Raw genomic sequence first — 13,457 nt, 5'->3', positions numbered from 1 at the left:
GATGGCGCATCGTTCCCGCCAAAACCGGAGAGCGCTGGAAGGGGCGTTCCGGGAAGACGACAACACAAGGTATGAAGCAGATGGGTAGCATGCATCCCGTACAGGTGATCGCAGTAACTGGCGGCAAGGGCGGCGTCGGCAAGACCAATGTGTCGGTGAACCTGGCACTGGCTCTGGCCGATCTCGGCCGTCGCGTCATGCTGCTGGATGCCGACCTCGGCCTGGCCAACGTCGACGTCCTGCTGGGACTCACGCCCAAGCGCACCCTGGCCGACGTGATCGAGGGACGCTGCGAACTGCGCGATGTCCTCCTCCTCGGTCCCGGTGGCGTGCGCATCGTTCCCGCGGCCTCCGGCACGCAGAGCATGGTGCACCTCTCGCCCATGCAGCATGCGGGGCTGATCCAGGCGTTCAGCGATATCAGCGACAACCTCGATGTCCTGGTCGTCGACACTGCCGCCGGAATCGGCGATTCGGTGGTCAGTTTCGTCCGCGCCGCGCAGGAGGTGCTGCTGGTCGTCTGCGACGAGCCGACCTCGATCACCGATGCCTACGCCCTGATCAAACTGCTCAACCGCGACCACGGCATGACCCGCTTCCGGGTCCTGGCCAACATGGCCCACAGCCCGCAGGAAGGACGCAACCTGTTCGCCAAACTGACCAAGGTCACTGACCGTTTCCTCGACGTCGCACTACAGTATGTAGGTGTCATCCCTTACGACGAGTCGGTACGCAAGGCCGTGCAGAAACAGCGAGCCGTATACGAGGCATTCCCCCGCTCGAAGGCGTCCCTGGCCTTCAAGGCGGTCGCGCAGAAGGTCGATAGCTGGCCGCTGCCGGCCAACCCGCGCGGGCACCTGGAGTTCTTCGTCGAACGACTGGTCCAACACCCCGCGACAGGTTCGGCCGTATGACAGCGGCCTCTGGAGTGCGTATGTATAGCAAGGCGCAAGCGCAGAACTCCCAGGAGCAACTGATCCAGCGTTACGCACCACTGGTCAAGCGCATCGCCTATCACCTGCTCGGCCGCCTGCCGGCCAGCGTGCAGGTGGAGGACCTGATGCAGGCCGGCATGATCGGCCTGCTCGAGGCCGCGAAGAAATACGACGCCGGCAAGGGCGCCAGCTTCGAGACCTATGCCGGCATCCGTATCCGCGGGGCCATGCTCGACGAGGTCCGCAAGGGCGACTGGGCGCCGCGTTCGGTGCACCGCAACACGCGCATGGTGACCGACGCGATCCGCGCGATCGAGGCGAGAACCGGACGCGACGCTAAAGATCACGAAGTTGCTGCCGAACTCCAATTGAGCCTCGAAGATTACTACGGCATCCTCAGCGACACGCAGGGCAGCCGCCTGTACAGCTTCGACGACCTGTTGCAGGACGGCGAACATGGATTGCCGGAAGACACCAGCCTCAGTCACAACGAACCGATCCACGGCCTGCTCGACGAACGTTTCCAGGCGGCCCTGGCGGATGCCATCGCCAAGTTGCCGGAGCGCGAGCGCCTGGTGCTGGCGTTGTATTACGACGAGGAACTCAACCTCAAGGAGATCGGCGAGGTACTGGGCGTCAGCGAATCGCGGGTCAGCCAGTTGCACAGCCAGTGCGCCGCGCGTTTGCGCGCGCGCCTGGCCGATTGGCGGTCGGCCTGAACCGGCCTCGACCGCAGCTTGTAACCGTTAACGCAAAAGAATGTGTGGCGCGTCCCCTGGGGCGCGCTCTGGTCTGTACGGAGGTTTACTTGGACAAGAACATGAAAATTCTCATCGTGGACGACTTTTCCACGATGAGACGCATCATCAAGAACCTCTTGCGGGACTTGGGCTTCACCAATACCGCCGAGGCCGACGACGGCACCACGGCGCTGCCGATGCTGCACAGCGGCAATTTCGACTTTCTCGTCACCGACTGGAACATGCCGGGCATGACCGGCATCGATCTGCTGCGCGCGGTTCGCGCCGACGAGCGCCTCAAGCACCTGCCGGTGCTGATGGTCACCGCCGAGGCCAAGCGCGACCAGATCATCGAAGCGGCCCAGGCCGGGGTCAACGGCTATGTGGTCAAACCCTTCACCGCTCAGGTCCTGAAGGAAAAGATCGAGAAGATTTTCGAGCGGGTCAACGGCTGAAGCCGGCCAAGAGGGTGTCATGGTGCTTGGTAACGATTCCACGGGCGACGAATTCGAATCGACCCTGAAAAAACACGCGCGCGAACTGGTGGACTGTCTCGAACGGGGGCACTTCCAGCAGGCGGTGCAATTGATCCAGGAGCTCAGCCAGGCCAGGGACCGTGGCCTCTACCAGGAAGTGGGCAAGCTGACCCGCGAACTGCACAACGCCATCGTCGATTTCCAGATCGACCCGCATTCCCCCCACGCGCAGGAAATGTCGCAGATCGCCGATGCCACCGATCGTCTTTCCTACGTGGTGGAAATGACCGAGAAGGCCGCCAACCGGACCATGGACCTGGTGGAGCAGAGCGCCCCGCTGGTCAACCAACTGGGCGACGATTCGCGGGAGCTGCACCAGGAGTGGCAACGCTTCATGCGCCGGGAAATCGACGCTGACGGCTTCCGCGAGCTGGCCAAGCGCATCGAACAGTTCCTCGTGCGCAGCGGCGAGAACGCCGGCCAGTTGTCCTCGCAGCTCAATGACATCCTGCTGGCGCAGGATTACCAGGACCTGACCGGCCAGGTGATCAAGCGTGTCACCAAGCTGGTCACCGAGGTCGAGAGCAACCTCGTGAAGCTGGTCTGGATGGCCGGCCAGGTGGACCGTTACGCCGGAATCGAGCACGACCACGTGAGCATGCGCCACCAGGCCGCGCTGGAGCGTTCGGCCAAGGGCGAGGGGCCGCAGGTCGCCGCGGAAAAACGAGAGGATGTGGTGTCCGGGCAGGATGACGTGGACGATCTGCTGTCCAGCCTGGGTTTCTGACCCGCCCGGCTCAAGACTGCGGCATCGCTGCCGTTAAGTAAGCATTGAACGCTGGCATCCGCGGGCTGCTGGCACAGCCTTCGTCATGCCGGTGATCCCGGCGGGCGGGCTGAAGTCGGTCCGGAAAGCCGGGCCGGTATTTCCGGCAGGACAGCGGTCCTGCCGATCCTTTCGAGTAACACGTCTCTGGGAGCAGCCGAATGAGCTTCGACGCCGATGAAGAAATCCTCCAGGACTTCCTGGTTGAGGCCGGCGAGATTCTCGAGCAATTGTCCGAGCAACTGGTCGAGCTGGAGAGCCGGCCGGACGACATGGACCTGCTCAATGCCATTTTCCGTGGGTTCCATACGGTCAAGGGCGGTGCCGGCTTCCTCCAGCTGAACGCGCTGGTGGAATGCTGCCACATTGCGGAAAACGTCTTCGATATCCTGCGCAAGGGCGAGCGGCGCGTCAGCTCCGAACTGATGGATGTGGTGCTGCAGGCGCTGGATACGGTCAACGCGATGTTCGACCAGGTGCGCGAGCAGTCCGAACCGACCCCGGCGACGCCCGAGCTGCTGGCGGCCCTTGCCCGCCTGGCCGAGCCTGAGGGCGCCGCGCCTGCGGAACCTGTGCAAGCGCCGCCGGCGGCCGTTCCGCCAGCCGAGCCTGCGGCGCCGCCGGAAGCGCCCGCGCAGAGTGTCTCCAGCGATATCACCGACGACGAGTTCGAGCAGTTGCTGGATGCTCTCCAGGGCGACGAAGCGCCGGCTTCCGCCGTTGCAGAAGCGCCCGCGGCTCCCGCTGGCGACGAGATCAGCGACGCCGAGTTCGAGGCGTTGCTCGACCAGTTGCACGGCAAGGGCAAGTTCGTCCCGCCGGCGGTCTCGGCCGAGCCTGCGCAAGTCCCCGCCGAGGCGGTCGAGCCGGCCGCGGCTGCCGCTGGTGACGATATCAGCGACGACGAGTTCGAGGCGCTGCTCGACGAACTGCACGGCAAGGGCAAGTTCGGCGATGTCCCGGAAGCCGCCGGCACACCCGCCGCACCGGCTGCCGCGGCTCCAGCGGCTGCGCCGGCGGAGCAGGGCAAGGCGCCGGCCGCCGCGGGCGGCGATGAGATCAGCGACGACGAGTTCGAGTCGCTGCTCGACGAACTGCACGGCAAGGGCAAGTTCAACGGCGCCTCCGAGGCCGTGGCGGCCGCCGCGGCGGTAGCCAAGAACATCGCGGCGAAGAGTCCCGCGGCGAAACCGGTCGCTCCGGCCAAGGCCGCCGCCGCGCGTCCGGCGGCGCCCGACAGGCCCGCGGCAAGCGAGGCGGAGACCACCGTGCGGGTGGATACGGCGCGTCTCGACGAGATCATGAACATGGTCGGCGAGCTGGTGCTGGTGCGTAACCGCCTGGTGCGCCTGGGCCTGAACAGTGGCGACGAGGCCATGGCCAAGGCCGTGGCCAACCTCGACGTGGTCACCGGCGACCTGCAGATGTCGGTGATGAAGACCCGCATGCAGCCGATCAAGAAGGTCTTCGACCGCTTCCCGCGCCTGGTTCGCGACCTGGCGCGGAACATGAAGAAAGAGATCAACCTGGAGCTGGTGGGCGAAGAGACCGACCTCGACAAGAACCTGGTCGAGGCCCTCGCCGATCCGCTGGTGCACCTGGTGCGCAACGCCGTCGACCACGGCATCGAGAGTCCGGAGGAGCGCGAGGCCGCCGGCAAGCCGCGGGTCGGCCAGGTGGTGCTGTCGGCGGAGCAGGAGGGCGACCACATCCTCCTGATGATCACCGACGACGGCAAGGGCATGGACGCCGAGGTGCTGCGCAACAAGGCGGTGGAGAAAGGCCTGCTGGAGCGCGACGCGGCGGACCGCCTGACCGACCTGGAGTGCTACAACCTGATCTTCGCCCCGGGTTTCTCGACCAAGACCGAGATTTCCGACGTGTCCGGCCGCGGCGTCGGCATGGACGTGGTGAAGACCAAGATTTCCCAGCTCAACGGCACGGTCAACGTGTTCTCGCAGAAGGGGTCCGGCTCGAAGATCGTCATCAAGGTGCCGCTGACCCTGGCGATCATGCCTACCCTTATGGTGATGCTGGGCAGCCAGGCGTTCGCCTTCCCGCTGGTCAACGTCAACGAAATCTTCCATCTTGACCTGTCGCGCACCAATGTCGTGGATGGCCAGGAAGTGGTGATCGTCCGCGACAAGGCTTTGCCGCTGTTCTACCTCAAGCGCTGGCTGGTGCCGAGCGCGGCCCACGAGGAGCAGGGCGAGGGGCACGTGGTGATCCTGTCGGTCGGCACCCAGCGCATCGGTTTCGTCGTCGACCAGTTGGTGGGACAAGAAGAAGTGGTGATCAAGCCACTCGGCAAGATGTTGCAGGGCACCCCCGGCATGGCGGGCGCCACCATCACCGGGGACGGGCGCATCGCCCTGATCCTCGATGTGCCGAGCATGCTCAAGCGTTACGCACGGCGCATCTGACGCCGCGTATGGGTTTCCGGCGGCGCAGGAGCGTCGCCCTCTGAGGAGTAGCTATGGCAGTCAAAGTCCTGGTGGTGGACGATTCGGGGTTCTTCCGCCGCCGTGTCTCGGAGATTCTCTCCGCCGATGGACAGATCCAGGTGGTCGGCACCGCCACCAATGGCCGCGAGGCCATCGAGCAGGCGCTGGCCCTGAGACCCGATGTGATCACCATGGATTACGAGATGCCGCTGATGGACGGCATCACCGCGGTACGCAACATCATGCAGCGTTGCCCGACCCCGGTCCTGATGTTCTCCTCGCTGACCCACGAGGGCGCGCGGGTGACCCTGGATGCACTGGACGCTGGAGCGGTCGACTACCTGCCGAAGAATTTCGAGGACATCTCGCGCAACCCGGACAAGGTCCGCCAGTTGCTCTGCGAGAAGGTCCTGACCATCGCCCGTAGCAATCGTCGCTCGATCAGCCTGCCGCCGCTGCCTTCGGCCACCTCGTCCAGCCATGCGCCGGCGTCGTCCTCCAGCGTCGGCGCGAGCGCGCGTGTTGGTGCCGGCGCGTCGCCGGCCCCGGCGTCGACCTCGGCGGCGCCGAAGCGCAAGGCCTACCGGCTGGTCGCGATCGGTACCTCCACCGGTGGACCGGTTGCCTTGCAGCGGGTGCTGACCCAGTTGCCGGCCAACTTCCCGGCGCCGCTGGTACTGATCCAGCACATGCCGGCGGCCTTCACCAAGGCCTTCGCCGAGCGCCTCGACAAGCTGTGCCGGATCAGCGTCAAGGAAGCAGAGGACGGCGACATCCTGCGTCCCGGCCTGGCGCTGCTGGCGCCGGGCGGCAAGCAGATGATGGTCGACGGCCGCGGCACGGTGCGCATCCTCCCCGGCGACGAACGCCTGAACTACAAGCCCTGCGTCGACGTGACCTTCGGCTCGGCGGCCAAGGCCTACAACGACAAGGTCCTGGCGGTGGTCCTCACCGGCATGGGCGCCGACGGACGCGAGGGTGCGCGCCTGCTCAAGCAGGGCGGCAGCCAGGTGTGGGCGCAGGACGAGGCCAGTTGCGTGATCTACGGGATGCCGATGGCCGTGGTCAAGGCCAACCTGGCGGACGCGGTGTACGGGCTCGACGACATCGGCCGGCACCTGGTCGAGGCGTGCCAGTAAGCGTGCGTGCAGGAATGAGGAGACTGCCTTCGATGGCCACCCACGTGACGACCTGCGCGCGCCTTCGCCAAGCCGAGGGGACGCGCTGATGGATGTGCTCAGCCTGGTCGGGATCATCCTGGCGTTCGTCGCCATCGTCGGCGGCAACTTTCTCGAGGGCGGCCACGCCGGAGCCCTGCTCAACGGTCCGGCGGCGCTGATCGTGATCGGCGGCACCCTGGCCGCGGCGCTGTTGCAGACTCCGGTGAACGTGCTCAAGCGCGGCCTGGGCATGCTCGGCTGGGTGTTCTTCCCGCCGCGCGAGGATCTTTCCGGGGGAATCGACCGGATCGTCTCCTGGAGCATGACCGCGCGCAAGGAAGGCCTGCTCGGCCTGGAGAGCATCGCCGATGCGGAGCCCGATCCCTATGCGCGCAAGGGCCTGCAACTGCTGGTGGACGGCGCCGAGCCGGAAGTCATCCGCAGCATCCTCGAGGTCGACCTGTTCACCCAGGAAAGTCGCGACCTGCAGGCCGCCAAGGTGTTCGAGAGCATGGGCGGCTATGCGCCGACCATCGGCATCATCGGCGCGGTAATGGGCTTGATCCATGTGATGGGCAACCTGGCCAACCCGGCGCAGCTCGGCAGCGGCATCGCCGTGGCCTTCGTCGCCACCATCTATGGCGTCGGCTTCGCCAACCTGCTCCTGCTGCCGATCGGCAACAAGCTGAAAACCCTGGTACTGCGCCAGTCGCGCTACCGCGAGATGCTCCTGGAGGGCCTGCTGTCCATCGCCGAGGGCGAGAACCCGCGTTCCATCGAGTTGAAGCTGCAAGGCTTCATGGACTGACCGGAGCCGAGCATGCAGCGCCGCCGTCGCCACCAGGAGGAACACGAGAACCACGAACGCTGGCTGGTTTCCTATGCCGACTTCATCACCCTGCTGTTCGCCTTCTTCGTGGTGATGTATTCGATTTCCTCGATCAACGAGGGCAAGTACAAGATCCTCTCGGAGACCCTCACCGGCGTGTTCAACCAGCCCGACCGCTCGTTGAAGCCGATTCCCATCGGCGACGAGCGGCCGCGCACCACCGAGCCGGAGCGCACCAGCGTCGAGGAGCAGCCCAGCGACAACGCGGCCAGCGCCGACTCGCTGGAGCGGATCGCCGACAGCGTGCGCGATGCCTTCGGCGACTTGATCGCCTCCGACCAGTTGAGCGTGCGCGGTAACGAGCTGTGGATCGAGATCACTCTCAATTCCAGCCTGCTGTTTCCCAGCGGCGATGCGCTGCCCAACGATGCCGCCTTCGATATCGTCGAGAAGGTCGCCAAGATCCTGGCGCCCTACAAGAACCCGATCCATGTCGAGGGCTTCACCGACGACGTGCCGATCCATAGCCCGCGCTATCCCACCAACTGGGAACTGTCGGCGGCGCGGGCGGCGAGCATCGTCCGCCTGCTCGGCAACGATGGGGTCGAGCCGTCGCGGATGGCTGCGGTGGGCTATGGTGAATTTCAGCCGGTGGCGGACAATGCCAGCGCCGAGGGGCGGGCGAAGAATCGCCGGGTGGTGCTGGTGATCTCGCGCAACCTGGAGGTGCGACGCAGCGTCAGCGGGGTCGGCAGCGGCAAGGCGCAACCGGATTCGGCGCTCCGCCACGCAGGCTCGGCAGCTGGCACGCAAGCTGCAGATACTGGCGGTACGCCGGCGCCCGCGTCGGCAACCGTCAATTCCCCGTCGCCTTCGCCATGAGCGCGCGAACCATGGTTTGCGTACGGGCGCCGGGGCCGAACTGGCCATTAGCGCGGCCCCAACCGGGTAGACCCATGCCAGGAAGAGTAGAGCAATGAAAGTCTGGGCAGTCGCCAATCAGAAAGGAGGGGTCGGCAAGACCACCTCGTCCATCGCCCTGGCCGGCCTGTTGGCGGATGCCGGCAAGCGCGTGGTCGTGGTCGACCTGGACCCCCACGGCTCGATGACCAGCTATTTCGGCTATGACCCGGACACCCTCGAGCACAGCGCCTTCGACCTGTTCCTGCACCAGGGCAACGTCCCCGAGGGGCTGCCGGCCTCGCTGCTGCGCAGCACCAGCAACGAACGCATTTCCCTGCTGCCGTCGAGTACCGCGCTGGCCACCCTGGAGCGCCAGTCGCCGGGCAAGAGCGGTCTCGGCCTGGTGGTCTCGAAGAGCCTGGCGCAGCTCTGGCAGGATTTCGACCATGCGATCATCGACAGCCCGCCGCTGCTCGGCGTGCTGATGGTCAACGCCCTGGCCGCCAGCCAGCACCTGGTGATCCCGGTGCAGACCGAGTTCCTCGCGGTGAAAGGGCTGGAGCGGATGGTCAACACCCTGGCGATGATCAACCGGTCGCGCAAACAGGCGTTGCCCTATACCATCGTACCTACGCTGTTCGACCGGCGGACCCAGGCTTCGCTGAGCACGCTGCGGATTCTCAACGAGAACTACCCGGACAACCTGTGGCAGGCGTTCATTCCCATCGATACCCGCCTGCGCGATGCCAGCCGGGCCGGGGTCACGCCGTCGCAGCACGACGGCAAGAGTCGCGGGGTGATCGCCTACCGCGCCTTGCTCAAGCATCTGCTGGCGCAGCAGCCGGCCACCCGGGTGGCCTGATGGCGCGCCGGTCGCCGCGCCGACAGGCGCATTCAAGCCGCACCGGAGTGCGGCCGATAACCGTTGTAGACCCCTGTCGCGGAATACCCACATGAGCGCCGCCACCGCCACCCGTTCGCAACTGGCCTTGCAGTCCTACCTGGATGCGTTGCTCCAGGAGGCCACTTTCGAGGACCTGGAACCTCTCGTCGAGACGCCGCCAGCGCCTGCGCCCGCGCCGTTGAAGCCTGTCGCGCTGGCGGTCGCCGAAGTGGCGACACCGGCCCCGGCGCTGGAAACGCTGCCGGTCGACCCCGGGTTCGACGAGTTCGAGGCCGCGGTGCTCGAGGAGCAGGTCCGCGATGCGCGCCTGGTTCCGCCGGCGCCGGCGGCCCTGCTCGACGAACCGACGACGTTGCGCGAGCTGCCGGTCGAGCCACGGCCCCACGAAGTCATCGAGTTGCGCGTGCCGAGCGCCCCGGCGAGCGTCGGCGAGCCGCCGCTGCTCGACCTGCCGCTGCTCGACGACGGTCGTCCGGCCTGGGCGGCGGAGCCCTTCGAGTGCCTGCTGTTCGACGTCGCCGGGCTGACCCTGGCGGTGCCGCTGGTGTGCCTCGGCTCGATCTATCCGCTGGAGAACCAGGAACTGACCCCGTTGTTCGGCCAGCCCGACTGGTTCCTCGGCATCCTGCCGTCGCAGGCGGGCAACCTGAAGGTGTTGGACACCGCACGCTGGGTGATGCCCGAACGCTACCGCGACGACTATCGCGACGGCCTCAAGTACGTGATCTCGGTCCAGGGCTACGAGTGGGGGCTGGCGGTGCACCAGGTGAGCCGCTCGATCCGCCTCGACCCGGCCGAGGTGAAATGGCGCAGCCAGCGTAGCCAGCGGCCCTGGCTGGCCGGCACGGTCATCGAACACATGTGTGCGCTGCTGGATGTGGCGGCGCTCGCCGAACTGATCGCCAGCGGCGCCGTCAAGCGCCTGCACGGCGACCATTGATAGACAGCTTCCGCCACTTGCGGCGGTTTTCGAGAGGTTAGGGGAATGAGCAAAGCCACCGCGCAAAGCGCCGAAGATCCGATCCTGCAGTGGGTCACCTTCCGCCTGGACAACGAGAGCTACGGCATCAATGTGATGCAGGTCCAGGAGGTGCTGCGCTACACCGAGATCGCCCCGGTGCCGGGCGCGCCGAGCTACGTGCTGGGCATCATCAACCTGCGCGGCAACGTGGTCACGGTGATCGACACCCGCCAGCGCTTCGGCCTGGACCCTGCGCCGGTCAGCGACAACACGCGGATCGTCATTATCGAGGCGGACAAGCAGGTGGTCGGCATCCTGGTCGACAGCGTCGCCGAGGTGGTCTACCTGAAGCAGTCGGAAATCGAGACCGCGCCGAACGTCGGCAACGAAGAGTCGGCCAAGTTCATCCAGGGTGTCTGCAACAAGAACGGCGAGCTGCTGATCCTGGTCGAGCTGGACAAGATGATGACCGAGGAAGAATGGTCGGAGCTGGGCAGCATCTGATGCGTTCTACCGACACGAGGGCCTGCTGAGATGGAGGTCGTCGCGCTGGCACTGGCGCTCGCCGCCTGCCTCGGCCTGGCGGCGGCGTGCCTGTGGCTGCGCCGTGAATTGCGCCGCCTGCAAGCTGCGCTGGCGCAGCAGGCGGAGGAGGGCGCCGCGCGCGAGCGCCGGCTCAAGGAGCTGAGCAAGCGCATCGAGTCCTACCAGCAGGTCAACGTGCGCATGGGCGAGGCCTTGCAGGACCTCGGCAAGCAACTCGCGCCGCTTCCCGACCGGGTCGCGCGCCTGGAGCAGCGCGATCCGACCACGCTGTCGTTCAGCCAGGCCGCACGCCTGGTCGGGCTCGGCGCCAGCGCCGAAGACCTGACCCAGGCCTGCGGTCTGTCGCAGGCCGAGGCCGAGCTGGTGGCGCGCCTGCACGAAGCCAAGGGCAAGTGACGGTCGCCGGCCCGGCGCTGGCGCTGGCGCTTTTCAGGCGAGCAGGCGGCTCGCCACTTCTGCCAGTGTCACCTCTCCCCTGAACTCCCCGCAGCTCTGCGCCGGCAGGCGATCCTCGATGGCATGGGCGAAGCGCACCGCCGGGTCCTGCTCCAGCTTCTCCAGGTGTCGATGCAGGCGCGGAAAGTCGTGTTGCAGGTCGAAGTAGCCCAGCTCCCGTCCCCAGCGAGCGGTACCCGCGAGGTAGGCGTCGGCCACGCTCGGCCCTTCGCCGGCCAGCCACTTGCGGTCGCCGAGCAGCTTGTCGATCCGGCCATAGGCTCGCGCCGCGCGCGTCAGCGCCCTTGCCGTCGTGGTTGCGTCGGCGTCCTCCAGATAGAACAGGGCTCCCCAGGCCGAATGGCATTCGGTATGCAGGAGGGCGAGGGCGAAGTTCAGTTCGTCGAACTCGGCGCTGCCCTGCGGATAACCGAGCTTCCTGCACAGGTCGCGCGCCGCCAGGTGCTGGAGAATGGCCAGGCTTTCGCTGAGCGCGCGGCCGTCCTCCAGGAGCAGGGTGGGCGTCTGGCGAGCCGGGTTCAGGCGCACGTAGGTGCGCTCGCCGGTCTCCAGCGGCATCTCGATCCGACACAGGCGATAGGGGCGGCCGAGCCACTCGAGGGCCACGATCGAGCCGAAGGAACAGCCGTGGGGTACGCCATAAAACAGTACAGGTTCCATTTTCCATCTCCGTTCAGGTAACGCACGTTGCGCATCGCAACCGGGCTGAACGCAGGGTAGGGGGGATATAGGCTATATTCGGTCCTGATTTTTCCGGTGGATCGAAAAATGTCCAAGCCCACGGTGCGCGTGCTCGCCCTGCTCGAACTGCTGCAGAGCCACGGCCAGCTCAGCGGTAGCGAGCTGGCCAGGCGCCTGGAGGTGGATGGACGGACGCTGCGTCGCTATATCGTCGCCCTCGAGGAGCTGGGCATACCCATCTCGGCGGAGCGCGGACGCCATGGCGGTTACCACCTGGTGGCCGGTTTCAAGCTCCCGCCGCTGATGTTCAGCGCGGAGGAAACCCTGGCCGTGTCCCTCGGCCTGCTGGCGGTGCGCAGTCTCGGCCTGGGCGAAAGCGAGCTGGCCCTGGAAAGTGCGCAGGCCAAGCTGAGCAGGGTGATGCCCGTTGCGCTGCGGCGGCGCCTCGTGGCGCTCCGCGAGACCGCCAGCCTGGACCTGGCCCGCGCCCGGGCGGGAACCAGTGTGGCGGCGCTGGCGACCCTCGCCGAAGCCGCCCAGGTCCGTGCGCGGGTCGAGTTCCGCTATCGCGACCCGCAGGGCGCCGAAACCCTCCGCCAACTCGATCCCTACGGCCTGGCCTATCGCAACGGCTGCTGGTACGTCAGCGGTTTCTGCCACCTGCGCCAGGCGTTGCGCTCGTTCCGTCTCGATCGCCTGGACGCGCCGCGCATGCTGGCGGAGCGCTTCGAGCGACCGGCGGATTTCGATACCCTCCGCCACCTGCGGGAGAGCTTCGCCCGGATGCCGCGCGCCTACCCGGTGGAAATCCTGATGCGGGCGGCGAGGGAGCAGGTGGTCGCGGTGCTCGGCGAGCCCCTCGGTCTGCTCGCCGAGGTCGATGGCGGTACGCTGTTGCGCGCCAGCACCGACGACCTGGACTGGTTCGCCCGGCGCCTGTGCGGCCTGCCGTTCGACTTCGAGGTCAGGCAGCCGCTGGAGTTGCGCGAGCCGTTGAGGCGCCAGGCCGAGCGTGTCCTGCGTAACCTGGGCCAGGAGGAAGCTTCGGATCACAGGTAGGCATTTAGAGGAAAAGTCCTATTAATTGCGCGGCTGTCGCTTTCTAGAATCGGTCCTGGTCAACCCGCACGTTTCCAGGAGGCCACAAGGATGCCTGCAATACCCCTGCGCGCCATGGTGCTGTGCGCCAACCCCGGCCGTCTGCTCAGGTACGGAGCGCTGTTCAACCGCTGCGGCTACTTCCACCTGAGCTTGTGCCTGGACCGACGGGAGCTGCGGCGCTCCCTGGACCAGGGTTACCCGTACGACTATTGCCTCTACGACGGATTCCGCCTGGACCAGGGCTGCAAGGGCACGCTGGCGATGCTGGGACGCAGCGGCAGCATCCGGCGCTTCCTGCTGGTGGGCGAACTCGATTGCCGCGAGAAGCGTCTGTTGTTCGAGTGGAGCAGAGGCCATGGCCTGAGCATCGGCGCGGTGTCCGACCGGCCTTTGGGCCAGGTCGCCCTGGCTGCGTTGATCAAGCGTGATCGCGGCTGCCCCGACCTCCTGCGCGGCATCGCCTGAGGCGGCTTCCGGGAAGATGAGGTAAGGTCG

At 66.5% G+C, this 13,457-nt stretch carries 15 protein-coding genes; 14 read left to right on the top strand and 1 reads right to left on the bottom strand.

Annotated features, from left to right (window positions below; genetic code table 11):
- The first annotated feature begins 71 nt into the window (after positions 1–71).
- From fleN to ACM0M4_RS19640, 12 genes are all read left to right on the top strand, one after another.
- The gene (gene fleN, locus ACM0M4_RS19695; RefSeq protein WP_003083064.1) at positions 72–914 is read left to right on the top strand and encodes a flagellar synthesis regulator FleN; all 843 of its coding nucleotides are present in this window, start codon (positions 72–74) and stop codon (positions 912–914) included.
- Positions 911–1,654 (top strand): RNA polymerase sigma factor FliA, encoded by a 744-nt coding sequence (fliA, locus tag ACM0M4_RS19690; protein WP_003083070.1) that lies wholly within the window; start codon positions 911–913, stop codon positions 1,652–1,654. The genes fleN and fliA overlap by 4 nt, the downstream gene beginning before the upstream one ends.
- A 101-nt stretch (positions 1,655–1,755) precedes the next feature.
- A complete protein-coding gene (locus ACM0M4_RS19685) occupies positions 1,756–2,130 on the top strand; it encodes a chemotaxis response regulator CheY (protein WP_003083073.1) in 375 nt (124 codons plus the stop codon).
- Between the two features lie 19 nt (positions 2,131–2,149).
- Positions 2,150–2,938 carry a protein phosphatase CheZ gene (locus ACM0M4_RS19680; protein WP_003083075.1) on the top strand — a complete coding sequence of 263 codons (789 nt, stop codon included), beginning with the start codon at positions 2,150–2,152 and terminating at the stop codon, positions 2,936–2,938.
- Positions 2,939–3,138: 200 nt separating this feature from the next.
- On the top strand, positions 3,139–5,400 hold the full coding sequence (locus ACM0M4_RS19675) for a chemotaxis protein CheA (protein ID WP_283903171.1): 2,262 nt from the start codon (positions 3,139–3,141) through the stop codon (positions 5,398–5,400).
- 53 nt (positions 5,401–5,453) lie between these two features.
- Complete coding sequence (locus tag ACM0M4_RS19670; protein ID WP_023110191.1) at positions 5,454–6,560, top strand: protein-glutamate methylesterase/protein-glutamine glutaminase; 1,107 nt, start codon at positions 5,454–5,456, stop codon at positions 6,558–6,560.
- 88 nt (positions 6,561–6,648) lie between these two features.
- Positions 6,649–7,389, top strand: a complete 741-nt coding sequence (locus tag ACM0M4_RS19665; RefSeq protein ID WP_003083089.1) for a flagellar motor protein — start codon at positions 6,649–6,651, stop codon at positions 7,387–7,389.
- A 12-nt stretch (positions 7,390–7,401) separates the two neighbouring features.
- On the top strand, positions 7,402–8,292 hold the full coding sequence (gene motD, locus ACM0M4_RS19660) for a flagellar motor protein MotD (protein ID WP_023088993.1): 891 nt from the start codon (positions 7,402–7,404) through the stop codon (positions 8,290–8,292).
- A 94-nt stretch (positions 8,293–8,386) separates the two neighbouring features.
- Positions 8,387–9,175 (top strand): ParA family protein, encoded by a 789-nt coding sequence (locus tag ACM0M4_RS19655; RefSeq protein WP_003083092.1) that lies wholly within the window; start codon positions 8,387–8,389, stop codon positions 9,173–9,175.
- Positions 9,176–9,266: 91 nt separating this feature from the next.
- A complete protein-coding gene (locus tag ACM0M4_RS19650) occupies positions 9,267–10,157 on the top strand; it encodes a CheW domain-containing protein (protein ID WP_010793989.1) in 891 nt (296 codons plus the stop codon).
- A gap of 45 nt (positions 10,158–10,202) precedes the next feature.
- Positions 10,203–10,682, top strand: coding sequence for a chemotaxis protein CheW (locus tag ACM0M4_RS19645; protein ID WP_003083098.1), 480 nt, complete (start codon positions 10,203–10,205; stop codon positions 10,680–10,682).
- Positions 10,683–10,712: 30 nt separating this feature from the next.
- Positions 10,713–11,120: a DUF2802 domain-containing protein gene (locus ACM0M4_RS19640; RefSeq protein WP_003083101.1), complete on the top strand. Its 408-nt coding sequence runs from the start codon at positions 10,713–10,715 to the stop codon at positions 11,118–11,120.
- Positions 11,121–11,153: 33 nt separating this feature from the next.
- On the opposite strand, the gene ACM0M4_RS19635 is transcribed toward ACM0M4_RS19640, so the two are convergent.
- Positions 11,154–11,840, bottom strand: coding sequence for a glutathione S-transferase family protein (locus ACM0M4_RS19635; RefSeq protein ID WP_003083103.1), 687 nt, complete (start codon positions 11,838–11,840; stop codon positions 11,154–11,156).
- Between the two features lie 108 nt (positions 11,841–11,948).
- Here ACM0M4_RS19635 and ACM0M4_RS19630 point away from each other — a divergent pair, with 108 nt between their 5' ends.
- Positions 11,949–12,920: a helix-turn-helix transcriptional regulator gene (locus tag ACM0M4_RS19630; RefSeq protein ID WP_221345415.1), complete on the top strand. Its 972-nt coding sequence runs from the start codon at positions 11,949–11,951 to the stop codon at positions 12,918–12,920.
- A 90-nt stretch (positions 12,921–13,010) separates the two neighbouring features.
- Positions 13,011–13,427 (top strand): hypothetical protein, encoded by a 417-nt coding sequence (locus ACM0M4_RS19625; RefSeq protein ID WP_003083108.1) that lies wholly within the window; start codon positions 13,011–13,013, stop codon positions 13,425–13,427.
- The last annotated feature ends 30 nt before the right edge of the window (positions 13,428–13,457 follow it).

This window comes from Pseudomonas sp. 18-147 (assembly GCF_051048045.1).
Classification (GTDB): Bacteria; Pseudomonadota; Gammaproteobacteria; order Pseudomonadales; family Pseudomonadaceae; genus Pseudomonas; species Pseudomonas aeruginosa.
The sequence above is the reverse complement of the archived record's forward strand: the minus strand, read 5'-3'. Positions and strand labels throughout refer to the sequence as shown.